Source organism: Companilactobacillus sp. y65-5 (genome assembly GCF_057541095.1).
This window is the reverse complement of the sequence record NZ_BAAJOA010000001.1, coordinates 464,514-485,101: the sequence shown is the minus strand read 5'-3', so window position 1 is coordinate 485,101 and position 20,588 is coordinate 464,514. Positions and strand designations below refer to the sequence as shown.

The window sequence follows — 20,588 nt, the reverse complement described above, 5'->3', positions numbered from 1 at the left end:
ATATTATTTTGATAAAGCGGCTGGGTTTCAACAACCGTTGAGCATTAATAAGAAAAGTATAACTGCAAATAATGTATTCACTGCCGCAGAAAGTGGAGACCCTAAATATCCATTTCACTTAGAAATAATTAGAATAGAAACTTATTAGTTAAGGAGGAATCTAATGAAAATAGCTGTTAAATTAAGCGATGGTAGAAGTATTGTTGGTGTTAATAATACCAATGAAGAAGCCGCCAATAAGCAAGCCAAAATTAAAGGCTGGGAACTCGTTGAAAGTGACCCAGCCTTTTTGATTTCGGAAATGTCTCTCTGGACAGCTAGAGCGTCAGATAATAAACTGGTTCACACTACAACTGGCATGACGCCTGATGAAGAAAAACAAAAAAGTATAACAGAACTAACGTTACAAAATCTACAACTGACTTCAGACGTCACTGATTTAAAGAAAGTGGCCACTGAACTCACTAAACAGAACTTAGCATCAACTCAAGCACAAACAGAGCTGCAAAGTGGTATTACAGAGTTAACTAAACAGAATTTAGATTTAACACAGCAACTGATAACACTAAAATCAAACACTGAAACCACAGAATAGGAGAGACTAATCATGATCAATTTACTTAAAATGGAATTCGGCTGGGGATTCTTAAAAAAGGAAGATATCACAGCATATGTACCTTCGATCATCTCAACAGATGATTTTAAAGACATTACAGGTGAAGATTATTCAGAAGGTTAGCAGACGCTAGCCTTTTTATTTTGGAGTGAAAGAAAGAAGGAATGAAATTGTATGATGCACCAGTTCCAAAAATTGGACTGGCTGAATGGTGGATGGCAGCCAATCAGTTGTCTGAAAATCCTTGGTTTACCACTTTCTTAATTATTATAATTGTTGATTTAATGACAGGGTTTATCAAAGGGTTTTTTAAATATTCGAAACAAAAGGTTAATTCAACAGTCGGTCGAGAAGGATTAATCAGACATTTTACTATTGCAGGAGTGGCTACGATATTTTATCCCCTTGTTGCATCTTGGGGACTATCTGAATATGCAAATATGTTTTTGGCCTTTTTTATTGGTCAGTATGGTATTTCTATTTTAGAAAATCTTGGTGAAATGGGTATCCCAATTCCAAAATGGCTGGTCAATAGATTGGCAAAGCTTACAAATGATGATATGGAAGGTAAGACAAAATGACAGAATTCAATATCAATAAAACTTACATGCTTGGAGCCAATGAAGGTTCAAGCCAACGTACAGCTAATAATTTAATTGTATTGCACGAGACTACTAATGTTGGCGCTAAGAATAATGCCATGTATTTCAAAAATAATGTAAATACTGCACAGACATATGTTCAATATGTTATCGGTGATGGTGGCAGGATATATCAAGTAGGTGAGGAAGGGTATGTTGCTTGGGGTGCTGGGAGTTATGCTAATGCTAATTCACCTGTACAGATTGAACTGGCTAGGACGTATGATAGGGTCACTTTTGAAAGGGATTATGCAACATTCGTTAACTTCGCACGTGCTAAAGCTAAACAATATGGAATACCAGTAGAACTGGACACATCTAATCAGCGTGGAATTAAAACACACAAATGGATATCAAATAATATCTGGGGTTCACATGTGGATCCAGTTGATAGCTATTTGAAGCCCATTTGGGGAATCACTAAAGAGCAGTTAGCGCATGACATTGCGAAGGGTATTAATGAAACTACTGTAGAACCTGCACCTCAAACACCTAATCGTGATCAGATTACTATTAAACATGGTCCAACAACGGGTATTGCAGGTTGGAACTCTAAGGGTGAAATTATCTCTGGTTCCAATACTAAGTTGGTCAATGCTTCAAGTTGGAAAACTTCAGGTATTAAGAAAGTTAATGGACTACCAATGTATCAAATTGCTACCAATGAATTTATTCCTAAGAAATATACGGATCAGTCAGGAGTGGTTACTATTAATGCAATTGCTGGTATAAATACTGTGAATAGTAAAGGTAAGAAATTAAATCATGTTTTGAATGATCTATCTCAATGGAAGACTGAAGATAATTTGTATCAAATTAACGGACGTAATTATTTTAAAGTTGCAACAGATGAGTATGTTGATTGTTTCTACACAATTGGTGGTGGAAACAAGTAAACTAAAGAAGCTATCAATCTAGTTTTATATAGGTTGATAGCTTCTTTTATTTTATCCCACAAATCCCCCACACGGGAAGTTGAAACTTAGTTGTATCAGTACATTGACTAACCTATTTATTCCCTCACGGGTGATATTGTACTATTCTATATCAAATTCTATCTATATAAAAGTGCTGTAAACCTTGAGTTTACAGCACTTTTGCTTTTTATTAATTCACTCGAACTGACCCAAATTAAACTCTTGTCCCACAAATGTCCCACTAATCGGGTTCGGCTTTTTTCTGTACTTGTCGATATCAACATCTACTAAAGTTGTAATATCGGTTTTTTTTGAGTTGGGGATTATATAGTTTGAATCAGGAACTATTCCATTAGAGTCTTGTAAATCCATAACTTTAAGACCGATATAATCACGCGCCATCTCGATGGAATCAGCTATTGACTTACCTCAGTTTTAGTAATAATAACAGGATAAATTACTTTCATTATATTTTCTCCTTGTAATTGAGTTATTAATATATCGTTAGCATATCTATGAATAGAAATTCAATTATCAAAATCCAAAAGGTCATTACTTCATGCGGCTTCTCATGAATGCTATATAAAACAAAATACCAACCAAGATTATTGTATAAACGACACTAGCCAGACCAGCAAACTCCATAACCACCCAACCAGTGACTTTTGAGGTTGCAAGTAGTAACATTGACAAGACTCCCCAAATCACTACTTTTCTAAGAACGTCTTGATAGGCCTCGTTTATTTTTTTGCGATCGTGTTCTTTCATATCATGCCTGCTACTATCGCAAGTAGATTATTCATAAAGTGAACTGTCATACTTGCTTTGATATTTTTGGTTCGTGCATAGACTGAGGCTAAGATTATTCCTAGGAGTATCTTCGACAGTGCATACATCCAATCGGTATCGGTCGAAAACGATGTATGAGCATAACCGAAGGCTATGCCGCTGATTATTACAGATATAAGTTGATTATTAGCGAAGAACCAATTCATCAATATACCTCTAAATAATATTTCTTCTAATATAGGAGCGACAACGATTGTAAAAAAGATTAGAATAAGCATGTTATTCTTAGCAATCAATTCTAAGGCAGCCACATTATCGTTGGTCTCTCTCATCATTGGAACGGTTATTAAATTGACTGCGAATACTAGAGCTGAGGCGAGTACAATAATGATCCAAGTAGACCTGGTAAATTTGACTGTCTTGAATTTTTGGGATTTTTTGAAGATATACAGTAACAAAACTGTAACGAATGCTAGTAATATCAGTGTCACTATTGGAGCATATTTTAAGTAGTCGGCGTATCTTGATCCGAGGTTTTCTTTACTTAATGTCAATATACCTAATGGGATTTGCTCCGCTAAAAATAGCAATATGAATGCTATAATACGAAACAGTCCTCTAACTGGGTTGAGGGTGTTAGTTTTATTATTCAATGGGAGACCACCTTATTGATAATTATTATTAGTATTTTGAACAAATAAGTGCTTTAATACTATAATGAGTTTTTTTATGAAGGAGTGAATATATTGTTTAAGATTGCTCGTGGTAGGATTAATCTTTGGCAAGTGCTTGGTGCAGTGTTATTTATGACTGTGCAAGTTATTACCACATTATATCTGCCAAACATTACATCTGACATTGTTAACAATGGTGTTTCAACTGGTGATACTAATTATATTATACATGCCAGTATGAAAATGATATTGATTTCAATCGTCAGTGTGATTGCAGCTGTGGGAAATGTTTTGATGGCTGCTCAGGCATCACAAGGGTTAGGTAGAAAATTACGATCAGATTTATTTAGAAAAACACTATTCTTCACAAATGATGAGTTCGATAAATTCGATACATCATCACTGACAACTAGAACGACAAATGATGTTATCCAAATTCAAAACGTAATGATCATGATGCTTCGTATGATGATCATGGCACCGATCATGTTGATTGGCGCCAGCGTTATGGCTTATCAAAAAAATGCTGAAATGACTAAGATATTTTTAGTTTCTATTCCTATATTGATAGTCCTTGTCGGATTAGTCATGTTTTTTGCCGTGCCATTATTCAAGGCTATGCAGAAGAAGACTGATCGATTGAACCTCATCTTCCGTGAAGGTTTGACAGGTGTACGTGTTATCAGAGCCTTTAGACAGGATCTTTTTGAACAAGATCGTTTTAAAGATGCCAATGCTGATTACACGAATAATGCTATCAAGGTATTTACTATTGTAGCATTGATGTTTCCAATTGTTACATTAGTAATGAGTGGAACTAATGTCGGTATCACTTGGCTTGGTGCCAAGTATATCGCTGACCAATCGATGCAAGTTGGTAATCTAATTGCATTTATGACATATGCAATGCAGATATTGATGAGTTTTATGATTTTATCAATGGTGTTTGTATTCGTTCCTCGTGCTTCAGCTTCAGCCGCTCGTATTCAAGAAGTTTTTGCAACTGAAAGCACGATCGACACCGTTGCCAAACCAGCTAAGATCAAGGATGATCCATCATTAGGCTTCAGCGACGTTAACTTCCGATATAGTGGAGCTGAGAATTTGGCTTTGTCAAATTTGAACTTCAGTATTGAGGCTGGACAAACCCTGGCTATCATTGGTGGCACTGGTTCGGGTAAGAGTACTTTGATTAATATGATACCAAGATTTTTCGATTCTGAAACAGGTGTTATCAGCTTGAATGGTACCGATGTAAAAGCATTGAGTACTGAAGATATCAACAAAAAAGTAGCCATGGTTCCGCAAAAGGCAATCTTGTTTAAGGGTACCGTTAAGACGAATATGACTTATGGTAAAGAAGATGCTACTGATGATGAAATCTGGCATGCTTTGGAAGTAGCTCAAGCTGCAGACTTCGTTAAAGAACTAGATGGGCAACTTGATGCAGTCGTCGAACAAGGCGGAGATAATTTCTCCGGTGGTCAAAAACAACGTCTGGCAATTGCTCGGGCTCTGGTCAAAGACGCTTCAATCTATGTCTTCGATGATTCGTTCTCAGCACTTGACTTCAAGACTGATTTGAACTTGAGAACTGCTCTTAAAAATGATAAAAAAATTAGTAAGAGCGTTGTCGTTATTGTTGGTCAAAGAATCTCGACAGTTGCTGATGCGGACCAAATCGTCGTCTTAGATGATGGTAAGATGGTTGGCTTGGGAACTCATGAAGAGCTGAAAGAGAACAATAAGACTTATCAAGAAATCATCAAGTCTCAAATTAAGGAGGCTAAGTAATGGCTAAAGAAGATACTAAGGCTCCACAACCAACAACTGGTGGTCACGGTCCCGGCGGACATGGTCCAGGTTTAGTTGTGAAACCAAAGAATTTTTGGAAGACGACTGGAAGACTAGCAAAATACATGTCTTCATATGTTGTTGGAATTATCATCGTTATGGCTTTGGCAATTGCTTCAGCTATTTTCCAAATCCGTACACCTAAGATTTTAGGTGAAGCTACAACCGAGATTTACAAGGGTGTTATGACAGGCGCCGCTCAACAAAAAGCCGGTATTCAAGTCAGCCAACTACCTATCAACTTTACTAAGATCGAGCACATTATCTTGATCGTAATGTTGATGTACTTGGCAGCTGCACTTTTTACTTTTTTGCAACAATTTACGATGACACGGATCTCTCAAAAAACAGTTTATAAGTTGAGACGTGATCTAAAATCCAAGATGGAACGATTACCGATCAGCTATTATGATTCACATTCCAACGGTGATATCATGTCACGTGCGATCAATGATATGGATAACATCGCCGGAACTTTACAGCAGAGTGTTACGCAACTAGTGACAAGTACCGTTACCTTTATTGGTGTCTTGTGGATGATGTTCACTATTAGTTGGAAGTTGACATTGATTGCTCTAGCAACGATTCCTGTCAGCTTGATAGTTGTGGGTGTTATTGCTCCACAGTCACAGAAGTTCTTCAAGAGACAACAAAAGTCGCTAGGACTGTTGAATAACCAAGTTGAAGAGAACTATTCAGGTCACGTTGTAGTTAAGAGTTTTAACCACGAAGGTGAGTCGATTGAAGTTTTTGAAAAAGAAAACGAGAAATTATATAAGGCTTCTTGGAAAGCTCAAATGATTTCAGGTATCGTCATGCCTTTGATGACTTTCTTGAATAACTTAGGTTATGTTTTTGTAGCGATGTATGGTGGTATTCAGGTTGCCAATGGTAAATTACCACTTGGTGATATTCAGGCCTTCCTACAATATATGAACCAATTCTCACAACCAATCTCTCAATTAGCCAATTTGACTAATACTATTCAAGCAACGATCGCATCTGCGGAACGTATCTTCGAAATCATTGATGAACCAGAAATGACTAATGATGACGTTGATGTTCCAGACGTGACGACCGAGGATAAGGTCACTTTGGATCATGTCAAATTTGGTTATGATGGTAAACCAATCTTGCTAGAAGATTATAATTTACACGTCAAGCCAGGGGAAATGGTCGCAATCGTTGGACCAACAGGTGCCGGTAAGACAACCATCATCAACTTGTTAGAACGTTTCTATGACGTCAACGGTGGTTCGGTCAAGATTGACGGCAAGGATGTTAGAAACATGACACGTGAAGAGGTACGGAGCCATTATGCGATGGTTCTACAAGATACTTGGCTCTTCACAGGTTCTATTTATGACAACTTGAAGTATAGTAACGAAGATGCTACTGAAGAAGATATAATCAAAGCCGCAAAAGCAGCTCACGTTGATAATTTCGTCAGACAGCTTCCAGATGGGTACGATACTATCTTGAACGAAGAAGCCTCTAATATTTCTCAAGGTCAACGTCAGCTGATCACGATTGCCAGAGCTTTCGTTGCTGATCCGGAGATCTTGATATTGGATGAGGCGACATCTTCGGTCGATACTAGAACCGAAGTTCATATCCAACATGCGATGGAAAGATTGCTCAAGAATAGAACTAGTTTCGTTGTAGCTCATAGATTATCAACTATCAGAGATGCTGATAATATTATCGTTATGAATCACGGTTCCATTATTGAGACCGGAAATCATGATGAATTAATGGCTAAAAATGGTTTCTATGCTGATCTATATAATTCACAATTCGCTGGAAATGTTGCAATGTAATATTTAATTAAAAAATGAGTCTTCATGCTGATTATAGCGTGAAGGCTCATTTTTTGTACCTGAAAGGTCTGAAAGATATAAATGATTCAATATTTATGATATTTTAAAAATTTAATTGTATTAGAAAGTGTTAAATCTGTTTATCGATAAATAGACTTATATTTGTTTACATCATGATATCTATATATCATGATGTTTACTAAACTGTTTATTATCCGTATTATCTGGCGATGATAGCGCTTTACGTTGGTAAATATGCATTGTGTCATTTTACAAAGAATTTCTTTCATAAAATGAACAAAAAAATCATGATTTTTATATTATTATTTTTTTAAATACATATTGTATATGGGGGTTCATATTATGAGATTCATGCAATTAAAAAAAGATCCAAATTCAATTATGCGTAAAAAACTAGTGAAGGCGGGGACTAAATGGGTCGTTGTGTCTTCTTTGTCGTTTGCTGGAATAATCTTGGGTGGGATGTCGACAGAGACGGTACAGGCTGATACCGTTGATTCTGCACCGACTACAAGCGTTAGTTCAAGTGCTGGTGCCACCAAGTCGGAGTCGCCTAGTAACGGCTCCACCGATAGTGCAGCAAGTAACACATCGACTACGACTGCATCTAAAGAAACTACATCAAATACAGTTACAGCGACATCACAGAATGATTCATCTCAAACTGAAAGTACATCTACCACCAGTGAGGATGGATCAATCGGTGATAATTCTGAAACAACACCATTGACAACGGTGAAAGATTCAGAGGATAGCTCTGTCCAAAAAGAGGCAACAGTTACTGATACTGGTTCGGATGTTGTTAATGATGAATCTAGTGATGATACGAGTGCTGGAGTTCAGGAGACTAATTCTTTAGTGAGTTCTTATAGCGTAGCGGCTGCTGATGTTACTGGGGATGAAGCTACTGATGATGTTACCAATCCATCGGATGATCAGACAGTGAAAGATACTGCAGATGAAACTGCTGTCGGTGATGATGCGGTTGCAGATGGAGTAGAACAAGATGCTGTAGAAACTAGCTTAGATACTACTGAAGAAGCTGTCTTGCCTGTTGCAGAGGAGGATGTTAAGGACGTAGCTTTGGCTGATGCTGAGGCGACAGCATTGGAGCTCGCGGCTGATACTAAGGATTCAACAGTGATTTCGGATGAAGAATTTAATAAGAGAATGGAATCCGACGGAGTATCTAGTGGAACGATTAAGACACCTAAGCCGGCTGATCCAACAAAACCAGATGATCCAGTACAGAATTATGAAGTGAATTGGTATATTGATGATAAAAACGCCCTGCATGTTGGTTCCGGAACTATTTCTGGTAATGGTAGTTCTACTGGAATAAAATCATCAATTACAACAGATAACGCAAAAATTGTAACCGAAGTCAATTTCGATGGTAATCTTTCGTTAGTTGGAGATAATACCTATTTTGTTGGCGAACTTCCAAGCCTGACCACAATTAATAATTTACAAAATATAGATGTTTCTCAATCCGAAAGTATGGATCACTTTTTTGCCGCAAATACTTCATTAAAATCTGTAGATATCAGTAATTGGGATATGAAAAACGTTAAAACTATGGCGTTTATGTTCTCTGGAGATAGCTCATTAGAGAGTGTAAAAATGGTACATGTAGATACAAAAAATGTTTGGAATATGAATGGTATGTTTTTTGAGGCAAGTAACATTCAATCATTAGATTTATCGGGACTAGATACTTCTACAGCTATACTAAATAACCATGATGATAAGTACAATAAATCAGATAAATCTATGAATGTAATGCTAGGTGGATTAAGTAATTTACATCAAATTATACTTGGTCCTAATACAATTCTTATCCAGGACACGGGAAATAATGTAGGGTTTGATTCCAGTTATACATTTGATGCATATGATGAGAATGGCACAAAAATAAATACTTCTGGCGAGTATGTTAATGGTTATACCGCTTCAGATATATCTAAAATTTATTCTGACTCATCAACTGTATCAACTGCTTATCCTGGAACTACAACCTTTACTGATAAGAATGGTAAAGTCGTAAATGTTTCTGTTCAAAACAATCTTGGCTTAACGCTTACTTCTAGCCCTACATTTGTCGCTGGGGACGCAACTAGCGTTACAGTAGCAGTTCCACAGGTTAAGGGATATACACCCGATGTTACTGAAGTCACTGCTACTATAGATAATACTTCCAATCCAATTTCTGATAAGCGTGTTACTTACGTTGGTAATAAGGTGGAAAATGTAACCGGATCTATCAGTTTAAAAGATGGAAGCACGGAAACACCAACTGAGGAAGATGGTAGTTCAACAGTTTATACTAAAAATACTAATGACAGCACCGAGTTGAAGGTCGGCGATAAGGTCACAATGACGATACCATCTCGTGATGGATCAATTGCAACAATTGATGGAAAGCCAGCAACTGAAGTTGAAGGAACTATTGGTTCTAATGGTGTAGCTCAATCAGACGAAACGGTTTTGTATGTAACCGACAAGGCTAGTTTAGCTGCCAAAGTTGGTGATACTGAAAGCACTGTTGAAGGTAGTGTAAGCATTGATAAGGATGGGGCAGTGACAGTTACAGTTCCAAACTTGCCAGGCTATACTACGAAAACGACTACTCCTATTTCTGGAACGTTGAATCCAGATACAGGAGTAGTAACGACAACGTATGTAGTAACTTATGAACCAAATAAAGTTACGGATATTAAAACATCAGGTACTGAACCAACAACAGGAACAGTCGACAGTGTCGCCGGTGAATCAGTTAATGTTAAACTAGATACCCCAGATGGCTACAAGGCCTACGTTGATAACAAACCAGTAGATAACAATATCATCAACGGAAAAATCGACAAAGATGGCAATATCACGGGTCTACCAACAGTAATCTATGTACCAGATACTGTAGATGTGCCAACTAAGACGGATAACGTGGATGATACAGATCCAACAAATATGACAGTAACAGTTAACCCAGATACCGGTGAAACAACAGTTGAAATACCAAACAAACCTGGTTATACCACAACAGTAAATGGTGAAAAAGCCAATGCAGCAACTGTAACAATAGACCCAGATACGGGAAAAGTGACTCAAACAGATGTAGTTAACTTTGTTCCAAATAAAGTTACAGATATTAAAACATCAGGTACTGAACCAACAACAGGAACAGTCGACAGTGTCGTCGGTGAATCAGTTAATGTTAAACTAGATAACCGAGATGGCTACAAGGCCTATGTCAATAACAAGCCATTAGCTGATAATATCATCAACGGAAAAATCGACAAAGATGGCAATATCACGGGTCTACCAACAGTAATCTATGTACCAGATACTGTAGATGTGCCAACTAAGACGGATAACGTGGATGATACAGATCCAACAAATATGACAGTAACAGTTAACCCAGATACTGGTGAAACAACAGTTGAAATACCAAACAAACCTGGTTATACCACAACAGTAAATGGTGAAAAAGCCAATGCAGCAACTGTAACAATAGACCCAGATACGGGAAAAGTGACTCAAACAGATGTAGTTAACTTTGTTCCAAATAAAGTTACAGATATTAAAACATCAGGTACTGAACCAACAACAGGAACAGTCGACAGTGTCGTCGGTGAATCAGTTAATGTTAAACTAGATAACCGAGATGGCTACAAGGCCTATGTCAATAACAAGCCATTAGCTGATAATATCATCAACGGAAAAATCGACAAAGATGGTAATATCACAGGTCTACCAACAGTAACCTATGTACCAAATACCATAGACGTGCCAGTAAAACCAAACAGCAAGGATGACGCTGACAAAGTAACTGGACAAGTAAACTGGGACGAGGAAAATGGAGTAACTGTTACCATTCCAGAAAAGACTGGCTACACAACTAAAGTCAACGGTAAACCATCAAATGTTCTTAAGGCAACGATTGATGAAGATGGTAACTTAGTCTTGGATACTCCACAAGAGGTTACTTATGTTAAGAAGTCTAGTTCTTCTGGCAATTCCAACAATGGTCAATCTGAAGATGTAACTCTCAAGGGATCTATTCACCATGATCAACCAGATCTCAAGGTCTATGACGTGGACGGTAACTTAGTTGAAAATCGTAGTCTATCAGCTGGCACTAATTGGTATATAGATAAAGTAAAAGTTGTTAACGGAGAGAAATATTACCGTGTCGCAACGAATGAATGGGTCAAAGCTTCTGAAGTCTATCTTTACACTGATAATCCTGTTTACATCAAGACTTATGTCGGTAGCAACAAGGATGTAGTGCAGACTTATGGTGAGGCTGCTTCAAGACAATTAGCACCTTCGACTAAATGGTTCTCAGATCGCTATCAAGGAATCAACGGTGATAAGTACTATCGTGTATCAACGAACGAATTTGTTAGCGCAGATGATGTTCTCGAATATACACCTGTTGATTCAGTCGTCCATACTTCAGGTCTAACAACGCTTTATGATGAGAAGGGACAAGTAGTCGGAACTAGAAGTTTAAGTGCAAATACTGCTTGGAAGACGGATATGTTTGCCATGATCAATGGTGAAAAGATGTATCGTGTCGCAACGAATGAATGGGTAAAGGCAGAAGATGTATTTTAACGACAAAATAAAGGGTTCTTATATCAAAAATTGATATAAAAGCTCTTTTTTTGTTGCCTTAAAGTCCACTTTAAGGATTAGACTAACTATAAAAAGGAGAACGTTATGACAAATATATTAATTTTAGGTGCCAACGGTCAGATAGCTAAGCTAGTTCGTGACCGTCTATTGAAAGAAACGGAAAATAACCTCACATTGTACCTACGTGATGCTAGTAGATTACAACTTAAAGATGCTGATAGAGAAACTATTATCGACGGAGATGTCAATGATACTGCTAAGCTGACTGAAGTCATGAAAGATCAAGACATTGTTTACGCCAATTTGGGTGGTAAATTTGAGCCACTAGCTGAAAGTATCGTCAAGGCGATGGATGCCAGTGGCGTTAAGCGTCTGATCTATGTTACCGGTCTGGGATTGTACCACGAACTACCTGAGAAATTCGAAGAATGGAATGAAAGAATTATCGGGCATGAGGTCATGGAAGACACTCGTCGTGCGGCAAAGATAATCGAAGACAGTGATATTAATTACACGATACTTCGCTGTGCATACATGACTGATGAAGATAAAATTGATTATGAGTTAACTGAAAAGGGTGAGCAATACAAGGGAACAATTATTTCTCGGAAGAGTATTGCTGACTTGATAATAAGAATTATCAATGACCCAGAATTACATTCATATGCTAGCTTGGGAGTGGATCAACCGGGGACTGATGGTGATAAGCCGATAGGCTATTAATAGTGTTCAAAGACTAGTTTTACGCTACAATTGACATATCACAATTGTGGAGATAACAATATGAAAAAATTTCAACAAACAGAAGCACAAATTTTGGACTTGGTGAATCAACAAGTCGTTCCAGGTGTAAGCTACGGTTTCATTAGTAACTATGATAATAATGAAATCAAGACGAGTTATGATGAATCGAATTTTGCTGGTGACAAGTCGTGGAGACCTGAGATAACCCCTTTAATAGGTAATGAATTGTATGATTTGGCATCGCTGACTAAGATCATGGGAACGGTGCCGATAATTTTGCAGTTGATCGATGAGAAAAAGCTCAAATTACACGATCGAGTCAATAAGTATTTACCTGCATTCAAAGATGATCGAGTAGAAATCTTTCATTTATTGACCCATACTTCGGGCATCGCTGGTTATATTCCCAATCGTGATAGTTTGAATAGCCAGCAACTTATCGATGCATTGTTGAATTTGCCGGTGACTGATAATTTTGATCACAAGGTAGTTTATACTGATACAGGAATGATTTTTTTAGGATTAATCATTGAAAAAATCTATGAAAAGCCGGTTCAAGAGGTTATTAATAGCTTTGTTCATGAAAATTGGGATTTGACTGATACGAGTTTCAAACCTGAAATCAGTCTGTGTACGCCGACATATGAAGTCGATGGTCGAATGTTGATCGGTGTGCCCAATGATCCTAAAGCCCGTCAGTTGGGTGAACATTGTGGTTCCGCAGGTATGTTTTCAAATCTGATCGACATGATGCAGTTTGCTAAAATCATGCTACAAAACAAATATAAATTTCTGTATAAAAACTTTACTGATTTGAATCCAGGAAGGTCACTGGGCTGGGATATTAAGCCGGGGAATATTTTATTCCATACTGGTTATACCGGTCATTTCATTGCCTTAGATTATGTACATCAAAACGCCATGGTAGTATTGACTAATCGTGTACATCCGGTTGAACACAATCAAATATTCTTGGAACGTCGCCAAACAATTTTGAATAGTTTCATAAATGAAAGTAAATAAAAACTCCTCCAGTTAGAGATTCAATCTCTAGTTTGAGGAGTTTTTTTATTTAATATAACCTTTATCATTCAAGACTTTTCTAAGGCCTAACATTGCTGTATAAGTTGCAAGGACGTAAATTTTCTTAGTAGGTATTTGGGGAATTTGTTTAACGAAATCTTCTATTTCAACGGTTTCAATGTTTTTCTTCATATCCAATCCGGCTATTTTGAAACGATATGTAACATCTTTAACACGCTTTCCACCAGTAATGACTAGTGGTAGTCTGTCGTAGTCGAAATCTTCAAAATTAGCATCCCAGATCCAACTAGTATCGATACCGTCTGCGTAATTGGCATTGAGAAGGAAGGCTAGTGAATAATCAGCTTGATCACTAAGAATGGTTTCAATTACTTGATTCAAACCAACTGGGTTCTTGACCAAAATAATATTGACGTCTTTGTCATCAACGCTGATCGTTTCTTGACGGCCAAAGACTTTTTCGTCATATGAGAAGGCGGTGGTCATTTGTTCAATAGTGACACCGAGTTCAGATGCAATAGCATAGGCAGCAAGGGCATTATAGACGTTATATTTACCACCTATGTTCATCGTGAAGGAATGTCCATCAATTTCAAATTCGGTTTTGTTGGGTAAAAGGGTTTGGATGTCAGTAACTTGATACTTCAATTCGTTTTGTTTGAATCCACAATTAGGGCAGAAGTAATTACCGAGATTAGCATAAGAGATAGTGTGATAATGCATGATGTGATTGCAATTTGGGCACAAAACTCCGTCAGTATTGGTAGGAGCCTTGATGTCATCATTTTCATGTCCTTTACTTGAGAAGCCATAATAGATAACTTTGTTAGGTAGTTCTTTTGAAGAGAAGATGGCGGCATCTCCATTGGCGATAATTGTAGCTTCAGGAGCTAATTTGATACCATCAAGGATTTTTTGATAAGTCGTGTAGATCTCACCATATCTATCCATCTGGTCACGAAAGATGTTTGTAAGTACGAAGTATTTGGGCTTGATGTATCGACAAATAATTTCAACATTAGCTTCATCGACTTCAAGAACTGCCAAAGGACGTTTGCTTTTTTTGTGATGTGTGACAAAACTAGTAACGATACCTTGAATCATATTAGATCCAGTAGGATTAGTTAGAACATCGTCATACTTTTGTTGGACCATTTTATTGATGAGTGAAGTTGTTAGAGTTTTTCCATTTGTTCCAGTTACGATGATCAAATCGTAATTTTTACCTAGACTTTTTAAAATATCCGGATCAATTTTGTAGGCAATTTTTCCGGGATAGGAAGATCCACCATTAAAAAACTTACTTAATATGAAGTAAGAAGTTTTTCCAGTGAGTGTAGCAATACTTGATTTGAATGTCATTTTAAAACCCCAATTTGTTTATATTAAAAATATATTATCACACCTAAATTACAAATTATCGAATTTTGATTCAATTTAGTCAATGTTTAATATGTTCAATCGGCATTTTTTTAGTTATAATCTTCAAGGACGTAAAATTGGAGGCAAAATATTGGCGCAATTATTTTTTAAGTATGGTGCTATGAATAGTGGTAAATCGATTGAGATTTTAAAAGTAGCCCATAACTATGAAGAACAAGGGAAGCCAGTTATATTGATGACGAGTATTTTGGACACTCGATCAGGAACTGGTAAAATAAAAAGTCGAATGGGTCTAGATCGCGATGCGATCGCATTGAAGAAAGACTCTAATATTTATGATATTGTTAAGGGTGAGAATCCTGATGCAGCATGTGTATTGATCGATGAATGTCAGTTTATGACTAAGAGCCAAGTTCTTGAGGCTACAGAAGTCGTAGATGACCTCGGCATTCCGGTTATGGCGTTTGGGTTGAAGAATGACTTCATGAATGATTTGTTTGAAGGATCGAAATATCTATTATTGTACGCGGATAAGTTGGAAGAAATGAAAACTATTTGTTGGTTCTGTAAGAAGAAGGCCACAATGAATATGCGTATGGCTAACGGTAAGCCTGTATATGAAGGTGATCAGGTGTCAATCGGTGGTAATGAAGCATATTACCCAGTTTGTCGTCGACACTACAATCATCCTCCAATGTTAGATAATAACTAAGAAAGGAAAATGAATTAATTGGACAAAATACTAGAACAACTTGAAACACTAGTTGAAAGATATGCTGAACTACAAGAACTAATGAGTGATCCAGAAGTTATTAATGATACAAAGCGTTACATGGCCTATTCAAAAGAAGAAGCTGATATGCGTGATATCGTTAAGGCGTACAATCACTACAAAGAATTGCAACAGAGCATCAGTGACAGCGACGAGATCATGCGTGAAACTGATGATCCTGAGATGCAAGCTATGGCTAAGGATGAATTAAACTCTTCAAAAGAGGAATCAGAAAAATTGGAGCATGACATCACGCTATTGATGCTCCCTAAGGATCCTAATGACGATAAGAATATTATCATGGAGATCCGTGGAGCTGCCGGTGGAGATGAAGCCAGCTTATTTGCCGCTGATTTGTTAGGCATGTATAGTAAATACGCCGAAAAACAAGGCTGGAATTTTGATATCATTGATGAAAATTCCACTGAAGTCGGCGGATACAAGGACGTTGCGGTTATGATCACTGGTAGCCGTGTTTATTCAAAATTAAAGTATGAAAATGGTGCTCATCGTGTTCAACGTATACCATCAACTGAATCTGCTGGTCGTGTTCATACTTCGACAGCGACTGTAGCTGTGATGCCAGAATATGACGAAGTCGATATTGATATCGACCCTAAGGATATTCGTACAGATGTATATCGTTCATCAGGTGCTGGTGGACAACATATCAATAAGACATCATCAGCCGTTCGTATGACCCATTTACCAACTGGTATTGTTGTTGCAATGCAAGATCAACGTTCACAACAACAAAACCGTGAAAAAGCTATGCAAATTCTAAAGTCACGTGTTTATGATTACTATGAATCAGAAAACCAAAGTGAATATGACGAAAAAAGAAAATCAGCTGTTGGTACAGGGGATCGTTCAGAACGTATAAGAACTTATAATTATCCACAAAACCGTGTTACTGATCACCGTATTGGATTATCATTGAACAAACTTGACCGAATCATGAATGGTGAGCTCGATGAAATCATCAATGCATTGATCGTTAATGACCAAACACAAAAATTGGAGCAAATTCAAAGTGGAGAGACTAAGTTATTCTAGTGCCCTGAAAAGGGCTTTTTTGATGCTAAAACAACAAAACAAATATTCAGAAGATGCAGAATATTTGATGGAGGAATTGACTGGCTTCAATTACACTCAATTGCAATTACATCGAAATGAACCTATGCCCGGCAATATAATGCGACAATTTCATGATGGAGTCATCAGATTGGGCATGGACGAACCCGTTCAGTATATTTTGGGCTATGGTTATTTTATGAATAAGAGTTTTACGGTTAGCTCGGCTACTCTCATACCTCGACAAGATACTGAGGAGATGGTTCAAAGAGTCATCGATGATCATGATGATCGACCAAAGAATATCTGGGATATCGGAACTGGCTCCGGTGTGATTGCAATCTGCTTGGCGAAGGAATTCCCTGAAGATAATGTTTTAGCAACAGATATCTCAGAAGAAGCGCTTGACGTTGCCCAGTTGAATGCTGACAATTATCAAGCCAATAATGTCTTCTTAAAGCAAAGCAATTTGTTTAAGGAAGTTGAACCAGAGCCATTTGATATTATCGTTTCTAATCCACCATATATCTCACATGAAGAAAAATCAGTCATGGATTCAAGTGTTATAAAATATGAACCTGATTTAGCTTTATATGGAGAGGAAAATGGATTAAAATTTTACCAAGACATATCGCAAAGTGCCGCCAAATATTTAACTAAAGACGGTATATTGTATATGGAATTTGGATATCGTCAAAAATCTGCTTTAGAAGAAATTTTTGCTAAAAATATGCCTGAATTTAATGTAGAATTTCATAAGGACATGAGTGGCAATTATCGATACCTTAAAGCCCAAAGGGAGGGGTTATAGATTTTGGAAACAGAGATATTAAAAAATACTCAAATATCGGAGGCGGTTAAGTTTCTTGCTGATGGTAAGCTTGTCGCGTTTCCAACCGAGACTGTCTATGGATTAGGTGCAGACGCAACGCGTCCTGACGTAGTAAAGGATGTGTATGCAGCGAAGGGTCGTCCGAGTGATAACCCGCTGATCGTTCATGTTTCCAGTCCAGATATGGTTTGGGAATATGCAGATAACAGCTACAAGCCATTGGCTGAAAAACTCATGAATAAGTTTTGGCCCGGTCCACTAACGATCATCATGCCGATTCAAGCAGGAAGTTTATCAAAAGAAGTGACGGGTGGATTAGCTACGGCAGCTTTTAGAATGCCAAACAACCAAACAACTTTGAATCTGATTGCAGAATTTGGCAAGCCGATCGTTGGTCCGTCAGCCAATACTAGTGGCAAACCCAGTCCAACTTTGGCGAAGCATGTCTTTCATGATTTAAATGGTAAGATATCTGCTATTTTAGATGATGGTCCAACTAAGATCGGGGTTGAATCGACGGTCATTGACCTTTCGACTGACATTCCGGCTATCTTACGTCCGGGTATGATCACCGAGGAGGACCTTTTACAGGTCCTAGACACGGTTAATAGCGATCACCATAAAGTAGGTGCCGGTGAGACGCCAAGGGCCCCTGGAATGAAATATAAGCATTACGCGCCTAGTGCACAGGTGATCATCGTTGATGATACAAATGATTTTTCAACTGCTGTTGCTCAATATAAGAATTCAAAATTGGGAATCATGGCAACTGAGGACATATTGTCAACTATTTCTGATGAAGCTAACTTTACTAAGTTCTCATTAGGAAGTGACATTTACAGTGCATCTAGAGAGTTGTTTGCAGGTTTACGTGGCTTAGATAGTACAGGTGTAGAGTACATCTTGGCACAGGGATTTCCAGATTCTGATCATGGCGAGGCATACAGAAACCGTTTGAATAAATCTGCTGGTCAAAAGCATTTTACTAAATAATGAAATGGTTATTATAAATAACTAGTTAAAAGGGAGAATTACAAAATGTCTAAATTTCAAGTATTAAATCATCCACTGATCCAACATAAGCTAACGATTATTAGAAACAAACATACTGGAACAAAGGTATTCCGTGAAGTTGCCAATGAAATTGGTGAATTAATGGTCTATGAAATCACAAGAGATCTGCCACTTAAAGATATTGAGATCGAAACTCCAATGGGTAAGTCTACTCAAAAGGTACTTGCAGGTAAGAAATTGGCTGTTATTCCTATTCTACGTGCAGGTTTAGGCATGGTTGACGGTGTTCTGGAGTTGATCCCTGCCGCCAAAGTTGGTCATATCGGTATGTATCGTGACGAAAAAACACTTCAACCACATGAATATTTTGTAAAACTTCCTAGCGATATTGACGAACGTGAACTATTCATCGTTGATCCAATGTTAGCTACTGGTGGTTCAGCAAATATGGCTATTGAAGCACTTAAAAAACGTGGTGCAAAGCACATGCGCTTAGTCGTTCTAGTCGCTGCCCCAGAAGGTGTTAAGGCAGTTCAAGAAGCACATCCTGATGTAGACATTTATGCAGCCTCTCTTGATGAAAAAATCACTGAGAGTGGATACATTTTCCCTGGTTTAGGTGATGCTGGTGATAGATTATTTGGTACTAAATAAAATAAAAACATGGTTTGAATATATTTTTAGAAGTGTTATTATTTTGTGGTATCAATTGTTTTCAATAAGCGAAGAAAGGGGGGGTATTATTGGATGATAAATATAAGTTTATTGATTTCCTTGGTTTAAGATTCAATGTTGCTAATGACTTGTCAGCGTTGATTGCTGCGATACTGGTATTTATCTTCGTCTTTGCACTGTCTCGTAAAGTAACTATGAAGCCGGGCAAGGCGCAGAATTTGTTAGAATGGCTAATTGATTTTACAAATGGAATTATAAAATCATTAATGCCTGATGCGGCGGTAAAGCAATTCGGATTGTACGCATTCGTATTATTCACATTCGTCTTCTTTGCAAACCAATTGGGATTAATATTCCAAGTGAAGGTAGGCGGTTATACTTATATTAAATCTCCTACGACCAATCCAATGGTAACCATGGCACTTGCCTTGATATCGTTGCTGATTTCACATTATTATTCAGTGAAGAAGTTTGGATTTGGCGGTTACGTTAGCAACTACGTGAAACCCGTAGGTTTCTTGTTACCAATAAATATTCTTGAAGAGTTCACCAACTTCTTGACGTTATCACTACGTCTTTACGGTAATATTTTTGCCGGTGAAGTACTTCTTGCACTTATTGGAACTGTTGCTAAGAGTTTTGGGATTGTTTCTCTCGTGGTCGCTTTACCACTGGAAATGATTTGGCAAGGCTTTTCAGTCTTTATTGGAGCCATCCAAGCGTACGTATTTACCACATTATCAATGGTTTATATCTCGCGTAAACTGGAAAAAGAATAATTTTTATTGGAGGAATTTTAAATCATGAAAGAAATCGCGGCAGCTATTGCAGCTAGTTTTGCAGCTCTTGGAGCATCTATCGGTAACGGACTTGTTATTTCAAAGACTTTGGACAGTATGGCTCGTCAACCAGAAATCTCTGGTGACTTAAGAGCAACAATGTTCATTGGTGTTGGTTTGATTGAAGCTGTTCCTATCATCGCCATTGCTATTGCTTTCGTTATTCTTTTCGTATAATACATACAATTTCATTCGGCGATAATAAAATAAATCGCCTTTTTATGTTTTATAGGAAAGG

Annotated in this window: 19 protein-coding genes; 16 read left to right on the top strand and 3 right to left on the bottom strand. The window is 37.5% G+C overall.

Annotated features, from left to right (window positions below; translation table 11 throughout):
* Positions 1 to 163 precede the first annotated feature (163 nt).
* The 4 genes from AC27FM_RS02475 to AC27FM_RS02460 are packed head-to-tail and all read left to right on the top strand — an operon-like array spanning position 164 to position 2,153.
* Positions 164 to 595 (top strand): hypothetical protein, encoded by a 432-nt coding sequence (locus AC27FM_RS02475; RefSeq protein WP_487085745.1) that lies wholly within the window; start codon positions 164 to 166, stop codon positions 593 to 595.
* A gap of 12 nt (positions 596 to 607) precedes the next feature.
* Positions 608 to 739, top strand: coding sequence for an XkdX family protein (locus AC27FM_RS02470; RefSeq protein ID WP_487085744.1), 132 nt, complete (start codon positions 608 to 610; stop codon positions 737 to 739).
* A gap of 47 nt (positions 740 to 786) precedes the next feature.
* Complete coding sequence (locus AC27FM_RS02465; RefSeq protein ID WP_487085743.1) at positions 787 to 1,197, top strand: phage holin family protein; 411 nt, start codon at positions 787 to 789, stop codon at positions 1,195 to 1,197.
* A complete protein-coding gene (locus tag AC27FM_RS02460) occupies positions 1,194 to 2,153 on the top strand; it encodes a peptidoglycan recognition protein family protein (protein ID WP_487085742.1) in 960 nt (319 codons plus the stop codon). Before AC27FM_RS02465 ends, AC27FM_RS02460 begins: the two co-directional genes overlap by 4 nt.
* Before the next feature lie 573 nt (positions 2,154 to 2,726).
* Here AC27FM_RS02460 and AC27FM_RS02455 read toward each other — a convergent pair.
* Positions 2,727 to 2,942: a hypothetical protein gene (locus tag AC27FM_RS02455; protein ID WP_487085741.1), complete on the bottom strand. Its 216-nt coding sequence runs from the start codon at positions 2,940 to 2,942 to the stop codon at positions 2,727 to 2,729.
* The gene (locus AC27FM_RS02450) at positions 2,939 to 3,616 is read right to left on the bottom strand and encodes a CPBP family intramembrane glutamic endopeptidase (protein ID WP_487085740.1); all 678 of its coding nucleotides are present in this window, start codon (positions 3,614 to 3,616) and stop codon (positions 2,939 to 2,941) included. Before AC27FM_RS02450 ends, AC27FM_RS02455 begins: the two co-directional genes overlap by 4 nt.
* Positions 3,617 to 3,709: 93 nt before the next feature.
* Between AC27FM_RS02450 and AC27FM_RS02445 the strand changes: the two genes are divergently transcribed.
* From AC27FM_RS02445 to AC27FM_RS02425, 5 genes are all read left to right on the top strand, one after another.
* A complete protein-coding gene (locus tag AC27FM_RS02445) occupies positions 3,710 to 5,431 on the top strand; it encodes an ABC transporter ATP-binding protein (RefSeq protein WP_487085739.1) in 1,722 nt (573 codons plus the stop codon).
* Positions 5,431 to 7,311, top strand: coding sequence for an ABC transporter ATP-binding protein (locus tag AC27FM_RS02440; protein ID WP_487085738.1), 1,881 nt, complete (start codon positions 5,431 to 5,433; stop codon positions 7,309 to 7,311). The genes AC27FM_RS02445 and AC27FM_RS02440 overlap by 1 nt, the downstream gene beginning before the upstream one ends.
* A gap of 363 nt (positions 7,312 to 7,674) precedes the next feature.
* Positions 7,675 to 11,952, top strand: coding sequence for an SLAP domain-containing protein (locus AC27FM_RS02435; protein WP_487085737.1), 4,278 nt, complete (start codon positions 7,675 to 7,677; stop codon positions 11,950 to 11,952).
* A 105-nt stretch (positions 11,953 to 12,057) separates the two neighbouring features.
* Entirely contained in the window at positions 12,058 to 12,696 is a 639-nt protein-coding gene (locus AC27FM_RS02430) for an NAD(P)H-binding protein (RefSeq protein WP_487085736.1), read from the top strand.
* Positions 12,697 to 12,756: 60 nt separating this feature from the next.
* Positions 12,757 to 13,740, top strand: a complete 984-nt coding sequence (locus AC27FM_RS02425; protein WP_487085735.1) for a serine hydrolase domain-containing protein — start codon at positions 12,757 to 12,759, stop codon at positions 13,738 to 13,740.
* A gap of 45 nt (positions 13,741 to 13,785) precedes the next feature.
* On the opposite strand, the gene AC27FM_RS02420 is transcribed toward AC27FM_RS02425, so the two are convergent.
* The gene (locus tag AC27FM_RS02420; RefSeq protein ID WP_487085734.1) at positions 13,786 to 15,123 is read right to left on the bottom strand and encodes a MurT ligase domain-containing protein; all 1,338 of its coding nucleotides are present in this window, start codon (positions 15,121 to 15,123) and stop codon (positions 13,786 to 13,788) included.
* Between the two features lie 151 nt (positions 15,124 to 15,274).
* Between AC27FM_RS02420 and AC27FM_RS02415 the strand changes: the two genes are divergently transcribed.
* The 7 genes from AC27FM_RS02415 to atpE all read left to right on the top strand — a co-directional run bounded on the left by AC27FM_RS02415 (position 15,275) and on the right by atpE (position 20,527).
* Positions 15,275 to 15,856 (top strand): thymidine kinase, encoded by a 582-nt coding sequence (locus tag AC27FM_RS02415; RefSeq protein WP_487085733.1) that lies wholly within the window; start codon positions 15,275 to 15,277, stop codon positions 15,854 to 15,856.
* An 18-nt stretch (positions 15,857 to 15,874) separates the two neighbouring features.
* Positions 15,875 to 16,972 (top strand): peptide chain release factor 1, encoded by a 1,098-nt coding sequence (prfA, locus tag AC27FM_RS02410; protein WP_487085732.1) that lies wholly within the window; start codon positions 15,875 to 15,877, stop codon positions 16,970 to 16,972.
* Positions 16,917 to 17,801, top strand: a complete 885-nt coding sequence (gene prmC / locus AC27FM_RS02405) for a peptide chain release factor N(5)-glutamine methyltransferase (RefSeq protein ID WP_487085731.1) — start codon at positions 16,917 to 16,919, stop codon at positions 17,799 to 17,801. The genes prfA and prmC overlap by 56 nt, the downstream gene beginning before the upstream one ends.
* 3 nt (positions 17,802 to 17,804) lie before the next feature.
* Complete coding sequence (locus AC27FM_RS02400) at positions 17,805 to 18,815, top strand: L-threonylcarbamoyladenylate synthase (protein WP_487085730.1); 1,011 nt, start codon at positions 17,805 to 17,807, stop codon at positions 18,813 to 18,815.
* Between the two features lie 45 nt (positions 18,816 to 18,860).
* Positions 18,861 to 19,490, top strand: coding sequence for a uracil phosphoribosyltransferase (upp, locus tag AC27FM_RS02395; RefSeq protein WP_487085729.1), 630 nt, complete (start codon positions 18,861 to 18,863; stop codon positions 19,488 to 19,490).
* Between the two features lie 89 nt (positions 19,491 to 19,579).
* Positions 19,580 to 20,290: a F0F1 ATP synthase subunit A gene (atpB, locus tag AC27FM_RS02390; protein ID WP_487085728.1), complete on the top strand. Its 711-nt coding sequence runs from the start codon at positions 19,580 to 19,582 to the stop codon at positions 20,288 to 20,290.
* A gap of 24 nt (positions 20,291 to 20,314) precedes the next feature.
* Positions 20,315 to 20,527 (top strand): F0F1 ATP synthase subunit C, encoded by a 213-nt coding sequence (gene atpE, locus AC27FM_RS02385; RefSeq protein ID WP_076617787.1) that lies wholly within the window; start codon positions 20,315 to 20,317, stop codon positions 20,525 to 20,527.
* The last annotated feature ends 61 nt before the right edge of the window (positions 20,528 to 20,588 follow it).